An 18,095-nucleotide genomic window follows, 5' to 3' on the forward strand; every position below is an offset into this window, starting at 1 on the left:
CATGAAATTGGCTGTGAGCGCTTGCGGTAAATAAAGCGGTCATGACCGTTCTGTTTTCTTGTGATTACAATTGCTTGTCGTCTATACCGTTCAGCCACGTCTCGATTTCACCGATGACCGACTGAATGCAACCGTCTTCAAACGGCGAGTACAGCTTCGCAACCTTCACCAGTTCCGTGAACGATTTGCTGCCGCCCTCTTTGCACAGCGTCAAGTAATCGGACCAAGCTTGTTCCGGGTTTTCCTGTGCCCGTTTCCAGAACTGGAAGGCACAAATTTGCGCCAATGTGTAATCGATGTAGTAGAACGGATCGCGGAAAATGTGTCCTTGCTGTTGCCAGAAGCCGCCTTCCTCCAAAAACTCGTTCTCGTCGTAATTGCGGTACGGCAAGTATTTGCGCTCGATTTCGCGCCAGGTGCGTTTGCGCTCCGCTGGAGTCATCTCCGGCTTTTCGTAGACGGCATGCTGGTATTCGTCGACCGCGACGCCATACGGAATGAACAGCAGCGAGCCGCTTAGATGCGAGAACTTGTATTTGGCGGTATCGTCCTCGAAGAACAGCTCCATCCAAGGCCAGGTCAAAAACTCCATGCTCATCGAATGAATTTCGCACGCTTCATACGTCGGGAAGTGGTACTCCGGTACTTCGTAACCGCGGCTGACGTACACCTGGAAGGCGTGGCCCGCTTCGTGGGTCAGCACGTCGATATCGCCGGAGGTGCCATTGAAATTGGCGAATATGTACGGCAGCTTGTACTTGCTCATGTAGGTGCAATATCCGCCTGTCGCTTTGCCCTTTTTGCTGAGCAAGTCCAGACATTCATTTTCCAGCATGAAGTTGTAGAAAGCATCCGTTTCCGGAGACAGCTGTTCGTACATCTTTTTCCCGTTTTCCACGATCCAGTCCGGGGAGCCTTTTGGCGTCGGATTGCCCGTAGCGAAGTCGAAGGCCAGATCGTAATACTTCATAACATCGACGCCAATCCGTTCGCGTTGACGTTCGACCAGCCGAGCGGCTACTGGCACGATTTGTTCCTCCACTTGACGGCGGAAGTTGGCCACCATTTCGGCGTTGTAGTCCGTCCGGTTCAAACGCGCATAAGCCAGTTCCACAAAGGTGGTGAAACCGAGCTTTTTGGCGATCCGGTCGCGAACTTTTACCAGATTGTCGTAGATGCGGTCCAGTTCTTCGGTATGCTTGCTCAGAAACTCGTACTTCGCTTCGTTTGCTTTCTTGCGCATGTTTCTGTCCGTGGACGTCTGGAACGGAAGCAGCTGCGGAAGCGTGCGCTCTTCGCCTTCAAACATGATTTTCGCCGAGGCGATCAGGGCAACGTACTGGCTCGCCAGACGGTTCTCTTCCTGCAAATCGGCAACAACTTCAGGAGAGAAGGTGCGCAGAGTTGTCTCGGCAATGCGGAAAAGCTGGGCGCCCCATTTTTGTTCCAGCTCGGAGCGGAAAGCGGACTGGGTGATGGCGGCGTAGTAACGTGAAATGATCCCTTGATACACAGGGCCTGCTTCATCCCAATAGTCTTGCTCTTCTTTGTAAAAAGGGTCCTCCGTATTGATCGTATGGCGAATTTGCGCCACTTCTCGCGCAGATTCCACCTCTTGCCGCAGCTCGTTCAACTGTCCCATTACCTTGTCTTGCTCTTCAAAGCTGGCCGCTTGTTGAAACGCTTCCAACAGTCTGGAAAATCGTTCTTCGACATTTGCCATGTCGACGCGTGTGTACGGTATTTGCGAGAACTTCACGGGGGGCCACCTCGATTTCTTGAATTTGAATGATCCATTTTATTTTACCAGAATGTAGCAGGAAATTGCGTGCAAGATTGCGCTTGCTGATCAAAAGTGGTGTTTTTATGAAGAAACCGTTATAATGAATCAAGTTGAATTTCAGCGGAGTTTAGGCTTCGGGCAACACCGAAGAAGCCTAGTTTTCCATGGGGTGGATTGAAATGCAGCATGCACAATCGCCGGAGAACGAACAGTGGAAAGTGAGGAATACCAATGCTGCTTACTACCATAAATGATCCTCAAGACCTGAAAAAGTGCACTTCGCAGCAGTTACATACGCTGGCATCCGAAATCAGGCAATTTCTCGTCGAGACGCTCTCCCAGACAGGCGGCCACCTTGCGCCCAACCTCGGAGTAGTGGAGCTGACGCTTGCTTTGCACTACGTGTTCAACAGTCCCAAGGACAAGCTGATTTGGGATGTCGGGCATCAGGCATACGTACATAAAATGTTGACTGGCCGCCGGGAGATGTTTCCGACTTTGCGCCAGTACAAAGGGCTGTGCGGCTTCCCGAAAATGATCGAAAGCCCGCATGACGTCTGGGAAACCGGACACAGCAGCACCTCCTTATCGGCAGCGATGGGGATGGCAACGGCCCGCGATTTGAAAAAAGAAAAAAACCATGTCGTGGCGGTTATCGGCGACGGCGCGCTGACGGGTGGAATGGCGCTGGAAGCGTTGAACCATATCGGTCACGAACGCAAAAATGTCATCGTCGTGCTGAACGACAACGAAATGTCGATTGCTCCGAACGTAGGCGCCCTGCACAACTACCTGGGCAAAATTCGCTCCACGGAAAACTACCAGTGGGCGAAGGACGAGGTTGAAGGGCTGTTGAAGTCCATTCCGGCTGTCGGCGGCAAACTGGCATCGATTGCCGAGCGCTTCAAAGACAGCATGAAGTATTTGCTCGTGTCCGGCGTTCTATTCGAGGAGCTTGGCTTCACGTACATCGGGCCGATCGACGGTCATAACATGGATCTTTTGGTCGATACGCTGAAAACGGCGAAGCAAACCAAAGGGCCGGTACTGATCCACGCGATCACGAAAAAAGGCAAAGGCTACGCGCCAGCCGAAGCGGATTCCGTGAAGTGGCACGGCATCGGCACGTACAAGATCGAGTCTGGAGACACGCCAAAATCCGCTCCGACGTACACCTCGGTGTTTGCCGATACGATGATCGAGCTTGCTGCCGAGTACAAGTCGCTGGTGGCGGTTACTCCTGCCATGCCAGCAGGCTCCGGCCTGATTCCGTTCGGACAAAAATACCCGGATCGCCTGTTTGACGTAGGGATCGCGGAGCAGCATGCTTGTACCTTTGCGGCTGGCCTTGCGACACAAGGCTTGAAGCCAGTGCTTGCGATCTACTCGACCTTTTTGCAAAGAGCGTACGACCAACTGATTCACGACGTTGCCCGGCAAAAGCTGAACGTGGTGTTTGCCGTCGACCGCGCAGGACTCGTCGGTGCAGACGGGGAGACGCATCAAGGGATGTACGACATTGCCTTCATGCGTATCATTCCGAACATGGTCATCATGGCACCAAAAGACGAGAACGAGCTGCGCCACATGATGAAAACAGCGATGGAGTACGACGGGCCGATTTCGTACCGTTATCCGCGTCTGCCGGCTCGCGGCGTGACGCTCGATAAAGAGTTGCAAGCTGTGCCGATCGGGAAGGCAGAAATCGTCCGCGAAGGGAAAAAGGTAGCGATTTTGTCCTTTGGCCATGTATTTGAGATCGCGGAGCAGGCGGTCAACCAGCTGAATGCGGAAGGAATCAGACCGATGCTGGTAAACGCCCGCTTTTGCAAGCCGCTGGATGAGGAGTTGCTGTTCAGGCTGGCGAAGGAAGGCTACGACATCGTGACTGTGGAGGAAGGTTCGGAGATGGGCGGATTCGGCAGCGCGGTTATCGAATGTTACAATCGGGCGGGCTACTATGGCATGAATGTGCAGATCGTAGCTGTCCCTGATTATTTTGTAGAACACGGCAGTGTAAAAGAACAGCGTCAAGAGGTTGGGCTGACAGCGGAGAACATCGCTTCCCGTGTACGCGCCTTGATGCCGATATCGAAGGGTGTACTGGAAGCATGAGCGTGAGAAAAGAACGAATCGACGTTTTGCTCGTCGAACGGGGTCATTACGAGACTCGGGAAAAAGCAAAAGCAGCCGTGATGGCGGGACTGGTTCAAGTGGCCGGGGAGCGATGTGACAAGCCCGGCACGAAATTCACCGAGGATGTCGCCATCACGGTCAAAGGCGAGGTTCATCCGTACGTCAGTCGCGGCGGACTGAAGCTGGAGAAGGCATTAAAAGTATTTGGCATCGACATGACGGACAAAGTCATGATGGACATCGGCGCTTCCACAGGCGGGTTTACGGACTGTGCCTTGCAAAATGGCGCACGCCTCGTCTATGCAATCGATGTCGGCTACGGACAGCTCGCCTGGACGTTGCGCCAGGATGAGCGGGTTGTCGTCATGGAGCGGACCAATTTCCGCCATATGGACCCGGACGCTTTCGAACAGGAACGTCCGGATGCCGCTTCGATTGACGTGTCGTTTATTTCGCTCCGGCTGATTTTGCCTGTCTTGTACCGTTTTTTGAAGCAGGATGGCGATGTCGTCGCGCTGGTCAAGCCGCAGTTTGAAGCGGGCAAGGACAAGGTCGGGAAAAACGGCATCGTCCGCGAACCGCAAGTGCATGAAGCGGTGCTGACAGACATCGGCCAGTTCGCCAGCGGCCTCGGATTTGCGCTGAAAGGGCTGGACTTTTCTCCGATCACAGGGGGAGAGGGCAATATTGAATTTGTTATGCATGTGACCAAAAGCGCTGGCGGCATGAACGCCGAAGAATGGCTGAAGCTCGTCAGCGATGTGGTCGCGCAGGCTCATGCCAAATTAAAATAGGGACAAAAAACAAAAGCCTCGGGAGTTTTGTTGCAAACGAGGCTTTTTATTTATGCATGAAAAGTTGTATACTTGTATAAGGATTTCCAACCAACCAGTTTGGGGTGGACCATGTGAAGAAGATAGGAATTATTGCAAACAAAGGAAAGCCCGAGGCCAGAATTGTGGCGCGGGAGCTTGTCTACCTCCTGGAGGTCAGGGGAGCGAATGTATTGCTGGACGAGACGATTGCATCTGATTTAGGGCGCGCGGAATTGGGCGCTCCGATTGAGGAGATCGGTAACCATGCCGACCTGGTCTGTGTGCTTGGCGGTGACGGGACCTTGCTCGGCATCGCACGCAAGCTCGCCGGGAGATCGATCCCCATTTTCGGGATCAATCTCGGTACATTGGGCTTTTTGTCAGAAGCAGAGCCGGAGCACTTGCCGCTTGCCGTCGACAATTTGCTCTCAGGCAAGTACGACATTGAGGAACGGGCCATGCTGGAAGCAGCTCTCGTCCGCAAAGGCAGCACGCTTGGGACATACACAGCGATGAATGATATCGGGATCGCCAAAGGGTCTTTTTGCCGCATCATTCAATGTGCTGTTTACTTGGATGACGAATATGTCGCGACTTTCAGCGGCGATGGTGTCATCGTGTCGACTCCGACAGGGTCGACAGCGTATTCCTTGTCGGCTGGCGGGCCTATCGTCGCTCCAAATGTGGATATGCTATTATTGACTCCGGTAGCGCCGCATTCGCTGACAGCGCGGCCAATGGTGCTGTCTGGCAACCAGACGATTCGCGTGGAAGTCGACGCCATCCATCAGGAGATGGGGCTGTCGATTGACGGACAGTTCGGCTATCGGCTGGAGGGCGGCGATCATATTTACATTAAAAAGTCTCCGTACGTCACACCGCTGATCAAGTGGAAAAAGGGCGGCTTTTTTGAAGCAATACGCACGAAACTACAAGGTGAATGGGAGTAATCCATATGAACAAGGGGCAACGACATATCCGTATTCGGGATATCATCAGTAACCAAGAGGTAGAAACTCAAGACGAACTGGTGGAGCGTCTGCGCGCTGCTGGATTCAACGTCACGCAGGCGACCGTATCCCGAGACATCAAGGAATTGCATCTGGTGAAGGTGCCACTCCCTGATGGGCGATATAAATATTCCATGCCTGCTGAACAAAAGTTTAATCCGATGCAAAAGCTCAAACGGATGATGGTCGACTCCTTCGTCAGCATTGACCAGGCAGACCATTTTATCGTGCTGAAAACCCTTTCCGGTCATGCAAATGCGGTAGCCGAGCTGATCGACAACCTGCCGTGGGACGAGATCATGGGAACGATCAGTGGAGACAATACCATTTTGATCATTTGCCGTTCCAAGGAAAATACAGCGGAAGTCACAAAGCGTTTCATGGAAATGCTGTAGAAGGTGGTCGCAACAGATGCTAGTGGAACTCTCTATCCGAAATTTTGCCATCATTAAATCGGTTACGGTCTCGTTTCAACGCGGGTTGAACATCCTGACAGGGGAAACCGGCGCGGGAAAATCGATCATCATCGACGCGCTCGGACTGCTGCTCGGTGGACGTGCGTCCGCAGATTTTGTGCGCTACGGCGAGCTGCGTGCAGAGGTGGAAGGGCTGTTTGAACTGCCTGCGGGCCATCCTGCGCTTGCAGTGTGCGCCAGCGTAGGTGTGCAAGTGGAGCAAGACGGCATGCTCGTCGTCCGCCGGGACATTTCCAACCAGGGAAAAAGCATTATTCGTCTGAACGGCCAACTGGTGACGCTTGCCATGCTGCGCGAGCTTGGACCTTGGCTGGTCACGGTTCACGGCCAGCACGACACGCACATGCTGATGCAGGCGGACAAGCATATCAACTGGTTGGATGCGTACGGCGAAGTTGCTTTGGGAGCGGCGAAGCAGGAATACGGCAAACTGTACTCCTCCTACCGGAAAACGCGACAGGATCTCGAACGGATGGCCCGCAACGAACGCGAGTTGGTACAGCGCATAGACCTTTTGCAATACCAGCTTGACGAAATCGAAAGCGCTTCGCTTACTCCAGGTGAGGACGAGAAGTTGCTGCAGCAGCGCAAAAAGTGGATGAACATTGAGAAGGTTTACGCGACCGTCCAGGACGCCTACCGCTCGCTGCACGGCGATCAGAAGGGCATGGATTGGCTCGGTCACGCCATGGGAGAGCTGGAGCGCGGCGTGATCTACGAGGAGCAGCTTGCGCCGATTTTGGAGACGGTGCAGTCTGCGTATTACCAGATTGAGGACGTGGTGCACAAGCTGCGCCAGCTTTCGTACCATCTGGACTTTGAACCGGAGCAGCTGGCAGAAGTAGAGCGCAGGCTCGACCAGATTCAGTCCTTGAAGCGCAAGTACGGAAAAAGCGTGGATGACATTTTGGAGTATGCAGCGACCATCTCCGACGAGCTGGACGAAATGCATCACTACGAGGATCGGTTGCAACAGGTGGAAAAACGGTTGCAGGAGCTGGCGGCTGATTTGGCTGTCGAGGCGCTGGAGCTGTCCGTCATTCGTCAGGAATGCGCCGCGAAGCTCGCGCAGGAAATCGAGCAGCAGCTGAAAGAACTGCATATGGAACGGGCGCGTTTTGCCATCGACGTCAGACAAACCCCTGATGAAGAAGGCGTTGAAATCGAAGGCATCAAGCGGCTCGTGGATGCGAACGGCATGGACCAGATCGAGTTTTTGATTTCGCCAAACCCGGGGGAACCGCTGCGGCCGTTAGCGAAAATCGCTTCTGGCGGAGAGCTGTCCCGCGTCATGCTGGCGATCAAGACGATCCTGGCTGGAACCGATCAGGTCGAGACGCTGATTTTTGACGAGGTAGACACGGGAGTCAGCGGCAGAGCGGCCCAGGCGATTGCGGAAAAGCTCGCCCGCGTCGCGCAAAAACGGCAAGTGCTGTGCATTACGCATTTGCCGCAAGTAGCTTCCATGGCGGATGCCCATTTTCTGATCAAAAAGGAAATGAGCGAAAACGAGACGAAAACGATCGTGACGAAGCTGTCGGAAGAAGAGACGGTGACAGAGCTTGCCCGCATGCTGAGCGGGGCAGAAGTAACGGCAAAAACAGAAGAGCACGCGCGGGAAATGATTTTGCTCGGGCGGGAAAGAAAGGCTGTCAACTAAGCTTTGGTTGGCAGTCTTTTTTATGGGCAAAAAGATTGCAGCTGGCTAACAAACATGAGTCAATTTCCTGACATAATCCGCTTGGCTGGGGGCAACATTAAAGGTACACAAGGTGGAGGTGTCTCTTTGTAGGTGTAGGTAGGGAACGGTAGGAGTGATTGCTGGTGATCCGACAAAACAAAAGAAAATGGATGGGAAGTCTCCTTCTCCTCATCACGGCGCTTGTCGTGAGTTCCACCCCGTTTCGCGATCTGTCCTCCTTTCCCCGCGAATTGCGCTTGATGGAAGGGTCTCTGGAAGAACTCAAGGTCTCCGTGCCGGTGATGGGCACGCTAATCAACAGCAATCCCGACATTTTGCACGTCAACGGGACGGAAGCGCGCGAAGTATCCGTTGATCTGAGCCAGCCTATGTCCGTAGAGCCGCGCAGAGCTGGGGAAGCACAATTGCAAGTAAAATGGCGAAACATTCCGCTGACAGCTGTCAAAGTAAATGTGCTGCCGGATTTGCGTCTGTACCCTGGTGGACAGTCGATCGGGGTCAAGCTGCAAACGGCGGGGGTATTGGTTGTCGGTCATCATCTCGTGGACAATGGCAAAAGCAAGTCTTCCCCTGGCGAGCAGGCAGGTATTCACGTCGGCGACATGATTGTCAAAATGAATGATCTGTACATCAATGACATGAATGAAGTCAAAAAGCTGATCAACGAAGCCGGAAAAAAGAATAGCACGGTACAGCTTTTGGTCGTGCGCGGAAAAGAAAAGCTGAATCTGACGCTCCAACCGGCAAAAGACCAAAAAGACGGGGAGTACCGGATGGGACTGTACATTCGCGATTCGGCTGCCGGAGTAGGCACCCTGACCTTCTACGATCCCAACTCCAAAGCGTACGGAGCACTGGGGCACGTCATTTCCGACGTCGATACAGGCCAGGCTATCGTAGTCGGGGATGGGCAAATCGTGCAGGCAAGCGTGACGTCCATCGAAAAAGGGCAGAGCGGCAATCCCGGAGAGAAATTCGCCCGCTTTTACAACGAAAGCGAAGTGCTGGGGAACATCACCAAAAATACACCGTTTGGCATTTTCGGCAAAATGAAGGACGAACCGAAGCGCAGCTATTACCGCGAGCCGCTCCCGGTAGCGCTTGCCGAGCAAGTCGTGGAAGGCCCGGCGAAAATCCTCACCGTCGTCGAAGGGCAAAAGGTGGAGGAGTTCGATATCGAGATCGCCAACGTCATCAAGCAGCATTTTCCGGCGACAAAAGGCATGATCATCAAGGTAACGGACAAACGCCTGCTGGAAAAAACGGGTGGCATTGTCCAAGGGATGAGCGGCAGCCCGATCATTCAAAATGGAAAAATCGTCGGAGCGGTCACGCACGTCTTCGTCAACGACCCGACATCCGGCTACGGCTGCTACATTGAGTGGATGCTGCAGGACGCAGGTGTGCAGGTGCGCAATGCGCCGCAATCGAACGCCAAAACCGGGCAGGCTGCCTGAGAATACGAAGAGACGAGCCGTCACGCCAATCAAGCGAGGCGGCTAATTTCATGCTGTCAAGTCTCTCTGCTCGACATGTATAACCTTCCACTGGAACAAAGCCAGCTTGCATGGTAAAGTCGTGGAGGCTCTTGACGAATGAAGGAAAAAGGAAGGTATTCTTTGTCGAAATATCAGTAAAATCATTCAATCTTTCGTCATAGGCAGGAATGAATATGCCTTTGTCGAATTATTTTTCTCAGAGAAAAAGATGGTATGGACTTATCGTTTGTAGAAATGAAAACCTCTAGAACGCCACCTTCTTTCCAAAAGACCGTCCATTGTTAGGAGGAACGACCTTGAGCAAGATTGAAGTGTTGTTGGCAGATGATAACCGAGAATTTGTAAGCCTGTTAGAAGAGTATATCAGCAGCCAGTATGACATGAATGTCATTGGCGTCGCGTACAACGGGAATGAAGTTGTGCGTTTGCTGCAGGAGCGAGTACCGGATGTACTGATTTTGGACATTATCATGCCCCACTTGGATGGCCTCGCCGTCCTGGAGCAAATCCAAGCTATGCGGTTAAGCCCGCAGCCCAAAATTATTATGCTGACAGCATTCGGACAGGAAGAGATTACGAAAAAAGCGGTTGAACTGGGAGCTGCCTACTACATCCTCAAGCCGTTTGACATGGAGGTCCTTGCGCAGCGCATCCGCCAGATCATCACAACGAAGCCAGCCTCCTCCTTCGTCACATCGGTGAAGCCACAGTCCACCCTGCAAGTGCGGGGCCGCAACCTGGACGCCAGCATTACGAGCATCATCCACGAAATCGGAGTGCCCGCACACATCAAAGGCTATTTGTATTTGCGCGAAGCGATCACGATGGTGTACAACGATGTCGAGCTGCTCGGTTCGATCACAAAAGTCCTGTACCCGGACATCGCCAAAAAATTCAACACAACGGCAAGCCGCGTAGAACGCGCCATCCGCCACGCAATCGAAGTCGCCTGGTCCCGCGGGAATCTCGATTCCATTTCCAGCCTGTTTGGATACACGATTTCGAACACGAAGGCGAAGCCGACCAACAGCGAGTTTATTGCGATGGTGGCGGATAAGTTAAGGATTGAGGCGAAGATTAGTTAGGGATAGAAATATCGCGGGTTTGAGTCACATGGAGTATTATCCCACCTTCTCGATTAGGTAGATGTAATCAACGAATTTTTCAGATGTAGTCCATCGGCTCATTTGAACGAAATGTAAAATACAAAAAGGACACTAGCACATACCAGCTAGTGTCTTTTTGTATGGATTGGACGAAAATATATTTGGCCACTTTGTAATTCTTCAACAAGTCGAAGGTTGTGGAAATCTTTGGTATGATGAGAAGGGGTAGTTAATCCAAAGAGTTCTCAGATTATTTAACTTGCCTGACTCACTCAATACTCGCGCAAGCAAAGAGCAAGATAAAACGATGACTTGATTCAATTTGAAAAAGAGGAGCCCGGCAAATGGAGCGCAAATTACTAGGTCAAGTAGGAGTAGACTCAGGTCAATTGGTTATTATCGATCCGCGTTACATTGAGAGTGAATGGAAAGGAACAGGGTCAATTCTTGGTGTTGATTATTGGGGCCAGGCACAAGAAAAAATTTATAGACTGTTAAAAGACGATGGAATTGAGTCAGAAAAGCTTGGTGGAAAATATCGGGTAATGACAGAAGAGGCTGAGACGCTTATTAAAAAAATCGAGTTTTTAGCAAAAGACATGAAACAGTTGAATAAGAATATTGACGGTTGGGGAAAGCGAATTGTCAAAGTGGAAATAGAGTTAGTGGATGATGAGTATCTTCAAAAAATAAATGAGCATTTCGGAATCAAATAAAAACAAATTTTCAATAGAAAAGGAAGAGAGTATCTATGTATGTCAATTCTGTAGAAGAGGCCATTTTCAAAGTGAAAACGGTAGGGGAATGCAAGATAAACGATAAGTTTTTACTCCCATCCGTGATTGATCAACTGAACCGACTAGGTATTAAGCATGATATCCAGCATACTTCTTTAGATTGGACAATTAAGGGCAAATGAAAAACATAAATAAGCCACAAAGCGAGGTGCCAAATGGAAAACCCAAAAGAACAGTGCCCAAAATGCGGGTGCAGTGAGATCGGAAAAGGGAAACCGTCCGGGGATGCGAGAATATTCCCCGTAGACAAGTTTTTTGTTCTCGGTTCTCTCATCACTTATCACATATGTACGGGCTGCGGCTATGTCATTGAAAGTTACGTTGAAAATCCGGCTAAATTTAAAAAGTAAAATGGTTCATGAAAAAATAAACGCCAAGCTGGCCGCACCAGAACTCGGCGTTTTTGTTCTTTTCAAAAAACAATTACAGCACCATGGATAATCCTGTAAAATATATACTAGGAATCAAACAAACCATCCCCAAAAACGCACCCAAAAAAGGAGCAAACATGGCAACCTACTTCCCTACCATCGTCCTGCTGCTCGGTGTGATCGTCACGATCTTTACCGTGAAATTTCCCGCCTATCGCCAATTGACCCTGATCAGCGGAGGAGCATTGTCCTGCGTCGTTGTGATGATCAAGCCCGATTTTTGGCCGCTGGGCCTTGGACTGCTCATCGTCACCTACCTTGTGGAAGGTTGGAAGCTCTACCGGAACAGGAACAAAGGAAAATAATCCGCCGCGAACTGCCGCAGTCGCTTGAACGACACGAAGAAGTATGTACAATAGAAAACATACAACCCACTAAAAGCGAGGAAGGTGTTGCAACATGCGCAATTTAGATGAAATTCTCGCATTTAACCGTGATTTTGTAGCGAATCGTGAGTATGAAAAATACCAGACAACCAAGTTTCCCGACAAACGCTTGGTAGTTCTCTCCTGCATGGACACGCGTCTGGAGGAGTTGCTGCCGAAGGCTATGAACATGCGCAACGGCGACATCAAGCACGTAAAGAGCGCGGGGGCGATCGTATCGCATCCGTTTGGAAGTATTATGCGCAGTATCCTTGTGGCGATTTATGAACTGAATGCCGAGGAAGTGATCGTCGTCGGCCATTACGACTGTGGGATGAGCGCCATCGACAGCAAGCGCACCATGGCGAAGATGCTGGAAAAAGGCGTTTCTGAGCAGACTTTCTCTACGCTGCAACACGCAGGAATCAATCTGCACAAATGGCTCCACGGGTTCGACCGGGTGGAGGACAGCGTGAGAAACAGCGTGGAGACGATTAAAAAGCATCCGCTGCTGCCAGCCAATGTCGATGTCCACGGATTGCTGATCGATCCGGCGACAGGCCGCCTGGATGTTGTGGTGAATGGCTACGAGCGAACGGAAGCTAGTGAATGATCCCAAGCTTGTCACGGTCTCAAGGCGGACCTTTTTACAGCGTTCGATGAAGTGGCTGGGTGGCTTGATTGGAGTCGGTCTGGCTGCTGGTACATACGGATATGCATGGGAGCGAACCTGGCTGCAAATCGAGCGGATGACACTCCGACTGCCCAGACTGCCAGACGCCTTTAACGGCTGCAAGCTGATCCAGTTCAGCGACGCGCATCTGGGACACTATTTCAAGCCGGAGCAATTGCAAGGCATTGTCGACCTGATCATGCGCGAGCAGCCGGATATCATTTGCTTTACGGGCGATATTGTCGATGAAGAGACGCGCCCCTTTTTTGCCGCTATCCCCATCCTGGCGCAGCTTCAGGCGCCGATGGGGAAGTTTGCGGTATTGGGCAACCACGATTACCGGGCGGGTCAGCAGCACGGGATTCGCCAAGGGTGGATATCTGCCGGGTTTGCAGTGTTGGACAACCGCAATGTGGCTATTCGCCAAAAGGCAGACACCTTGTACATAGCGGGAATAGACGATGCTCTAAATGGTGTGCCGGATTTGCCGAAAGCGCTGGTCGGGATTCCCGAGGGAAGCAGCGTAATTTTGCTCGCCCATGAGCCGGATGTAGCGGACGAAGCGGCGTTGTATCCGATTGATTTGCAATTGTCTGGACATAGCCACGGCGGGCAGGTGCGGTTGCCTTTTGTCGGGCATGTCTTGACGCCCAAGCTTGCGAACAAATACGTCAACGGCTTGTATCTCGCGGGCGAAAGCAACATGCAAGTCTATGTGAACAGAGGGCTGGGCACGACGATTTTGCCTGTCCGGTTTTTGTGCAGGCCCGAGCTGACCGTGTTGACTTTGCATCAATAAGCATCTTTGATCCATTGGACGAATTGCTGAAAAGCGTCGTCCTCTTTTTTTTGATGCAAATAGGCGATGAGCGTCGGGCGCTGCAAAGTTCCTTCTGCTATATCGTGGGCGACCAGTCTGCCTTCCTCTACCTCGCGCAAAATGGTTCGCTCCGGCAGCATCGTGATTCCGAGCTGGCGTTCGACCATTTTTTTGACGGCGCTGAAGCTGTCCAGCTCCATGATGACGTTTGGAAAAATGCTGTTGCGCGCCAGAAAATGATCGATGCGCTGGCGATAGGGGGCGGTATGGTTGCCGAACAAAATCATCTCCTGCGACCCCCAGCCGGAAAAGCCGGGAAAATGATTGGCCCAAGGATGCTCGGGCGACATGACGAGCAAAATCCGGTCGCTGGGCAAAAACTCCTGGTGGATGTGCGGGTGATACATTTCGCTGCCGAGAAAGGCGATATCGGCTGTTCCGGTCAAGAGGGCGCTGAGTGATTCTTCATACAGCGTAGAGCGCACGTAACAGGTGAAACCGGGATTGGCCTGGCGGTATTCGCCGATCAGGCGGGGAAGCTCGTAGGCGACAAATGCTTTTCCGGCGACGATCGTCATCGACTGGGCTTGCTCCTTTTGTTCGATGAAAGAGCGCATCTGCTCGACGATCGAGGCGGCAACAGGCAGCAATCTGCGGCCTTCTCCGGTCAGACTTACGCCAGAGGCGGTTCGCACAAACAGCGGACTGCCGATTTGCCGTTCCAACTGCTTGAGCCGATGGGTCAAAGTAGATTGGGCCAGAAACAGCGCCTGTGCAGCCCGATTGATGGACCCGTGGTGGGCGATGGTCAAAAACACTTCCAAACTTTCTTTGTCCACGAATGCCCCTCCTATCTAAAAACTCGATAACTGGTTATCAGTATTCTATAACAAAACCGCCAACGATTGGAATAGAATACAAGCAGGAGGTGGAACGATGGATAGAAGCGATGAAGTAAAACACGCGGTACAAGAGCAATTCGGCAAAAATGCGCAGCAGTATGTAGAAAGCAAGACACACGCCCAAGGAGATGACTTGCAACTTTTGGTGCAATGGCTCGCTCCGCAGACAAGCTGGAAGGTGCTCGACATCGCCACAGGTGGCGGGCATGTCGCCAGGACGCTTGCGCCGCACGTTGCGCAAGTAGTGGCAACGGATCTGACGCGCCCTATGCTTGCAGCGGCGGCACAAGCCAACCAGGCGGAAAAAAACATTTTGTACGTCCAGGCTGACGCGGAGTCGCTGCCGTTTCTGAACGAGTCGTTCGATCTGGTCACTTGCCGGATCGCGGCTCACCATTTCCCCGACCCGAACGCTTTTGTCCGGGAAGTCAGTCGCGTGCTGCGACCGGGCGGCTGGTTCCTTTTTATCGACAACGTTTCCCCGGAAGCAAACGAGCTGGCAAGCTTCGTGAACCTTGTCGAGCAAACACGCGATCCGAGCCACGTTCGCTGCCTTTCTGTCGCGGAGTGGAGAGAGCTGCACAGCGCGCATAATTTGGTCGAGTGCAAGCAACGGCTACGCAAAAAGCCATTTGCCTTTTTGCCGTGGGTGCAAAGAACGTCCGAGTCGCCCGAGCAAGAAAAAGCCGTGGAGCAGATGCTGCTTGCTGCCCCGAAAGACATCCAAGCTTATGTAGGATTGCAGATCGAGCAAGGAAGAGTCATGACCTACCAGATTGACGAATGGATGGTCATGTGCCAAAAACAGGGAGGAACACAACATGACACAAACATTTGAATGGGTAGGATTGGATCACATTCAGCTCGCAGCGCCACCGGGAGCCGAGGAGGAGGCGCGGCGCTTTTTCACCGGATTGCTCGGGATGCCGGAAGTGCCCAAGCCGGAAAAGCTTCGGGCGCGGGGAGGAGCCTGGTTTCGCTGTGGAGCGCAGTTGATTCACCTCGGGATTGAACAAGGTTTTATTCCCGCGAAAAAGGCGCATCCTGCCTTTGTTGTGCAAAATATTGAAGCGCTGATCGCCCACTTGGAAAAAGCAGGCGTCCCGCTCCGGCTCGACGACGAGATTCCTGGACTGATCCGCTTTTTCACCGAAGATCCATTCGGCAACCGATTGGAGTTCATGGAGGCGAAGTAGCATGAAAATGGATTTCCACGCGCAGGAAAATAAGGAAAGCTATACAGGCAGAGCGGCAGACGACACATGGGCGAGCACGATGCTCTCCATCGTCGACCCTTTGCAAAAACGGGTGGTCGATCTTGGCTGCGGTGGCGGCATTTACAGCAAGGCATGGGCAAAGCTGGGGGCAGGCAGCGTCACAGGAGTCGACTTTTCGCAGGTCATGCTGGAAGCGGCGCAAAAAGAGTGTGCAGACGAACCGGGCATCTCGTTTGTCCATGGTGACGCCCTGCACACAGGACTGCCGGAGCGAAGCGCGGATATTGTTTTTGCCAGAGCGCTCATCCACCATCTTGACGATCTGAACGGATTTTTCGCCGAGGTGAAGCGCATCCTCGCACCTGACGGAATCTGCCTGATCCAAGATCGGACGCTGGAAGACTGTGCTGTTCCGGCTTCGCCTGAGCACTTGCGCGGCTATTTTTTCGAGCAATTCCCGCGCCTGCTGGAAGTGGAGGCACAACGGCGACCAAAAGAACAGCAAGTAAGGCAAGCCATGCAGCAGGCAGGGCTGGAGCAAATCCAGATGCGTTCGCTGTGGGAGGTCAGGCGTGTGTATGACGACATCGCTGTTTTGCAGGCCGATTTGCGCTTGCGCAGAGGCCGTTCCTTGCTGCATGAATTGACAGACGGCGAGCTGGAGCAACTGATTTCCGCTATTTCCGCGAAAATGGCAGGACAACAACCGATTTATGAAAAAGACCGCTGGAGCATCTGGATAGGCAAAAACATTTGTGGCACAATAAAATAAAGGAATTGTGAATTTGTTTGTCACAAATTTGGATATGCTTGTCTCTTAATAGGCAAGGAGATATAATAATATTGCCATTGTATTATCGGTTAGCGTCATCATGGTGAAGGAGTTGTCGTACATGAAGATTGTGTTGTTTGATTTCCTGATGTTCGTCTTCACGTTCTTTATTGCTTGGGGCTGTCTTAACTCGATCAAGGCGAAGAACAAATTCGCGATCGGATTTGGCGTGGTTTCACTGGTAGTATTCCTGTTTGCTGACGGCTTGATTATTTACTACATAACCAAGGGAGCCTAGTTGACCAGGCCAGCGTTTCCGCCAGAAGAGAGGTTGTGCGATACATGCACAGCCTCTTTTTTGCATGCTCCGAGGAAATTTTTAGCATACTAATGGCTGGAGGTGGAAAAGATGGGCAAGCGAAAAAGCCGCGGTTTTCTTACCTATACGGGAGTGATTGCTGCGGATCGAAAAACGAAGCAGCTTTGCAAACGGCTCCACCCCCACCAGATCGCTGTCATCGATCATCCGGATGTGGATGAAATGGCAGCGCGATCGCTATTGGAAGCGGGAACGCGGGTGATTGTCAATCTTGCCCCTTTTATGACCGGACAGTATCCAGCCGAAGGAGCGCGATTGTTGCTTGGCGCGGGCGTGGCTTTGTTTGAGGCAGAGTCCGATTCAGCCCAGCCGATCCCGACAGCCTGGGAAGCGTGGGACGGCCAGGATGCCGCGATCCGCGATGGCCGGCTGGAATTGCGGCGAGAAGCGCAATGGGAAATGGTGCTGCCGCTTCGCGAAGTAAGAATGGACGTCGTGGTCAGCAAATGGGCCGAGGCGCAAAGCAGACTGGATGACACCCTTTCTTTATTTATAGATAACACGCTGCTTTACGCGCAAAAAGAAAAAGACTTGTTTCTGAAGCCGCTGCACGCCACGCCGCTGAAAACGCCATTGGAAAAAAAGCATGTCGTGGTCGTTGTGCGCGGCAAGCACTACAGGGAAGACTTGCAGACGCTCTCGTCGTACATCCGCGAATACGATCCCGTTTTGATCGGAGTCGACGGTGGCGCGGACGCGCTGTTGCAATCGGGGTACCAGCCCGACCTGATCGTAGGCGATATGGACAGCATCTCTGATAAAGCTTTGCAATGCGGTGCAGAAATCGTTGTGCATGCCTATGTGGACGGCACTGCGCCGGGGAAAGCGCGAGTCGAGCGGCTGGGGATGGCTCACCACGTGCTGCCTGCTCCGGGGACAAGCGAAGATGTCGCCATGCTTTTGGCCTACGAAAATCAGGCCGAGCTGATTGTGACGATCGGGGCGCATACGAACATGATTGATTTTCTGGAAAAGGGACGCAAAGGGATGGCGAGCACGCTTTTGGTGCGGACGAAAATCGGACCGAGGCTGATCGACGCCAAAGGGGTCAGTCAGCTGTACCAGCCTTCCGGGTCGTGGAAGCTGTGGGGCTGGTGTCTCGCTGCGATGCTTTTGCCCGTTACGGCAGCCTTGATGGTCAATCCGATTGCCCGCCACGCTGCCCAAATGCTCTGGACGCAATGGCGGACATGGGCTTTCTAAGGAGGCGCT

General features: G+C 52.4%; 18 protein-coding genes. 16 read left to right on the forward strand and 2 right to left on the reverse strand.

Annotated features, from left to right (window positions below; all coding sequences use genetic code 11):
- Positions 1–64: 64 nt before the first annotated feature.
- Entirely contained in the window at positions 65–1,759 is a 1,695-nt protein-coding gene (locus M2298_RS05100; RefSeq protein WP_122965847.1) for a M3 family oligoendopeptidase, read from the reverse strand.
- 255 nt (positions 1,760–2,014) lie between these two features.
- Between M2298_RS05100 and dxs the strand changes: the two genes are divergently transcribed.
- The 11 genes from dxs to M2298_RS05160 all read left to right on the forward strand — a co-directional run bounded on the left by dxs (position 2,015) and on the right by M2298_RS05160 (position 13,592).
- Positions 2,015–3,898 (forward strand): 1-deoxy-D-xylulose-5-phosphate synthase, encoded by a 1,884-nt coding sequence (gene dxs, locus M2298_RS05105; RefSeq protein WP_173599153.1) that lies wholly within the window; start codon positions 2,015–2,017, stop codon positions 3,896–3,898.
- Positions 3,895–4,713, forward strand: coding sequence for a TlyA family rRNA (cytidine-2'-O)-methyltransferase (locus M2298_RS05110; protein WP_122965849.1), 819 nt, complete (start codon positions 3,895–3,897; stop codon positions 4,711–4,713). The genes dxs and M2298_RS05110 overlap by 4 nt, the downstream gene beginning before the upstream one ends.
- Before the next feature lie 113 nt (positions 4,714–4,826).
- On the forward strand, positions 4,827–5,684 hold the full coding sequence (locus M2298_RS05115; protein ID WP_173595769.1) for an NAD(+)/NADH kinase: 858 nt from the start codon (positions 4,827–4,829) through the stop codon (positions 5,682–5,684).
- 5 nt (positions 5,685–5,689) lie between these two features.
- Complete coding sequence (gene ahrC / locus M2298_RS05120; RefSeq protein ID WP_122965851.1) at positions 5,690–6,139, forward strand: transcriptional regulator AhrC/ArgR; 450 nt, start codon at positions 5,690–5,692, stop codon at positions 6,137–6,139.
- Between the two features lie 16 nt (positions 6,140–6,155).
- A complete protein-coding gene (recN, locus tag M2298_RS05125) occupies positions 6,156–7,880 on the forward strand; it encodes a DNA repair protein RecN (protein ID WP_173595770.1) in 1,725 nt (574 codons plus the stop codon).
- A 164-nt stretch (positions 7,881–8,044) separates the two neighbouring features.
- Positions 8,045–9,379, forward strand: a complete 1,335-nt coding sequence (gene spoIVB, locus M2298_RS05130; protein WP_063226844.1) for a SpoIVB peptidase — start codon at positions 8,045–8,047, stop codon at positions 9,377–9,379.
- 338 nt (positions 9,380–9,717) lie between these two features.
- Positions 9,718–10,506: a sporulation transcription factor Spo0A gene (gene spo0A / locus M2298_RS05135; RefSeq protein WP_005827306.1), complete on the forward strand. Its 789-nt coding sequence runs from the start codon at positions 9,718–9,720 to the stop codon at positions 10,504–10,506.
- 365 nt (positions 10,507–10,871) lie between these two features.
- A complete protein-coding gene (locus M2298_RS05140) occupies positions 10,872–11,243 on the forward strand; it encodes a hypothetical protein (RefSeq protein ID WP_173595771.1) in 372 nt (123 codons plus the stop codon).
- A 589-nt stretch (positions 11,244–11,832) separates the two neighbouring features.
- Positions 11,833–12,060: a hypothetical protein gene (locus tag M2298_RS05150; RefSeq protein ID WP_122965855.1), complete on the forward strand. Its 228-nt coding sequence runs from the start codon at positions 11,833–11,835 to the stop codon at positions 12,058–12,060.
- Between the two features lie 94 nt (positions 12,061–12,154).
- Positions 12,155–12,733, forward strand: coding sequence for a beta-class carbonic anhydrase (locus M2298_RS05155; protein WP_122965856.1), 579 nt, complete (start codon positions 12,155–12,157; stop codon positions 12,731–12,733).
- A complete protein-coding gene (locus M2298_RS05160) occupies positions 12,702–13,592 on the forward strand; it encodes a metallophosphoesterase (RefSeq protein WP_242771783.1) in 891 nt (296 codons plus the stop codon). Before M2298_RS05155 ends, M2298_RS05160 begins: the two co-directional genes overlap by 32 nt.
- On the opposite strand, the gene M2298_RS05165 is transcribed toward M2298_RS05160, so the two are convergent.
- Positions 13,586–14,452 (reverse strand): LysR family transcriptional regulator, encoded by an 867-nt coding sequence (locus tag M2298_RS05165; RefSeq protein WP_173595774.1) that lies wholly within the window; start codon positions 14,450–14,452, stop codon positions 13,586–13,588. The genes M2298_RS05160 and M2298_RS05165 overlap by 7 nt on opposite strands.
- Positions 14,453–14,549: 97 nt before the next feature.
- Between M2298_RS05165 and M2298_RS05170 the strand changes: the two genes are divergently transcribed.
- From M2298_RS05170 to steA, 5 genes are all read left to right on the forward strand, one after another.
- Positions 14,550–15,353 (forward strand): class I SAM-dependent methyltransferase, encoded by an 804-nt coding sequence (locus tag M2298_RS05170; protein WP_173595775.1) that lies wholly within the window; start codon positions 14,550–14,552, stop codon positions 15,351–15,353.
- Positions 15,337–15,711 carry a VOC family protein gene (locus M2298_RS05175; protein WP_122965860.1) on the forward strand — a complete coding sequence of 125 codons (375 nt, stop codon included), beginning with the start codon at positions 15,337–15,339 and terminating at the stop codon, positions 15,709–15,711. The genes M2298_RS05170 and M2298_RS05175 overlap by 17 nt, the downstream gene beginning before the upstream one ends.
- 1 nt (position 15,712) lies before the next feature.
- Complete coding sequence (locus tag M2298_RS05180; protein WP_280648292.1) at positions 15,713–16,504, forward strand: class I SAM-dependent methyltransferase; 792 nt, start codon at positions 15,713–15,715, stop codon at positions 16,502–16,504.
- Between the two features lie 121 nt (positions 16,505–16,625).
- Positions 16,626–16,802 (forward strand): DUF2759 family protein, encoded by a 177-nt coding sequence (locus M2298_RS05185; protein ID WP_122965862.1) that lies wholly within the window; start codon positions 16,626–16,628, stop codon positions 16,800–16,802.
- 111 nt (positions 16,803–16,913) lie between these two features.
- The gene (gene steA / locus M2298_RS05190) at positions 16,914–18,086 is read left to right on the forward strand and encodes a putative cytokinetic ring protein SteA (RefSeq protein WP_280648293.1); all 1,173 of its coding nucleotides are present in this window, start codon (positions 16,914–16,916) and stop codon (positions 18,084–18,086) included.
- Positions 18,087–18,095: the final 9 nt, after the last annotated feature.

The sequence above is a fragment of the Brevibacillus sp. 1238 genome (assembly GCF_029892995.1).
Taxonomy (GTDB): Bacteria; Bacillota; Bacilli; order Brevibacillales; family Brevibacillaceae; genus Brevibacillus; species Brevibacillus parabrevis.

What these genes read in the sequence shown, in the direction of transcription:
- recN (WP_173595770.1), top strand. Translation starts at nt 6,156, where the DNA reads ATGCTAGTGGAACTCTCTATCCGAAATTTTGCCATCATTAAATCGGTT.
- ahrC (WP_122965851.1), top strand. Translation starts at nt 5,690, where the DNA reads ATGAACAAGGGGCAACGACATATCCGTATTCGGGATATCATCAGTAAC.
- M2298_RS05170 (WP_173595775.1), top strand. Translation starts at nt 14,550, where the DNA reads ATGGATAGAAGCGATGAAGTAAAACACGCGGTACAAGAGCAATTCGGC.
- M2298_RS05140 (WP_173595771.1), top strand. Translation starts at nt 10,872, where the DNA reads ATGGAGCGCAAATTACTAGGTCAAGTAGGAGTAGACTCAGGTCAATTG.
- M2298_RS05160 (WP_242771783.1), top strand. Translation starts at nt 12,702, where the DNA reads ATGGCTACGAGCGAACGGAAGCTAGTGAATGATCCCAAGCTTGTCACG.
- steA (WP_280648293.1), top strand. Translation starts at nt 16,914, where the DNA reads ATGGGCAAGCGAAAAAGCCGCGGTTTTCTTACCTATACGGGAGTGATT.
- M2298_RS05150 (WP_122965855.1), top strand. Translation starts at nt 11,833, where the DNA reads ATGGCAACCTACTTCCCTACCATCGTCCTGCTGCTCGGTGTGATCGTC.
- M2298_RS05175 (WP_122965860.1), top strand. Translation starts at nt 15,337, where the DNA reads ATGACACAAACATTTGAATGGGTAGGATTGGATCACATTCAGCTCGCA.
- M2298_RS05185 (WP_122965862.1), top strand. Translation starts at nt 16,626, where the DNA reads ATGAAGATTGTGTTGTTTGATTTCCTGATGTTCGTCTTCACGTTCTTT.
- M2298_RS05110 (WP_122965849.1), top strand. Translation starts at nt 3,895, where the DNA reads ATGAGCGTGAGAAAAGAACGAATCGACGTTTTGCTCGTCGAACGGGGT.
- M2298_RS05155 (WP_122965856.1), top strand. Translation starts at nt 12,155, where the DNA reads ATGCGCAATTTAGATGAAATTCTCGCATTTAACCGTGATTTTGTAGCG.
- dxs (WP_173599153.1), top strand. Translation starts at nt 2,015, where the DNA reads ATGCTGCTTACTACCATAAATGATCCTCAAGACCTGAAAAAGTGCACT.
- M2298_RS05180 (WP_280648292.1), top strand. Translation starts at nt 15,713, where the DNA reads ATGAAAATGGATTTCCACGCGCAGGAAAATAAGGAAAGCTATACAGGC.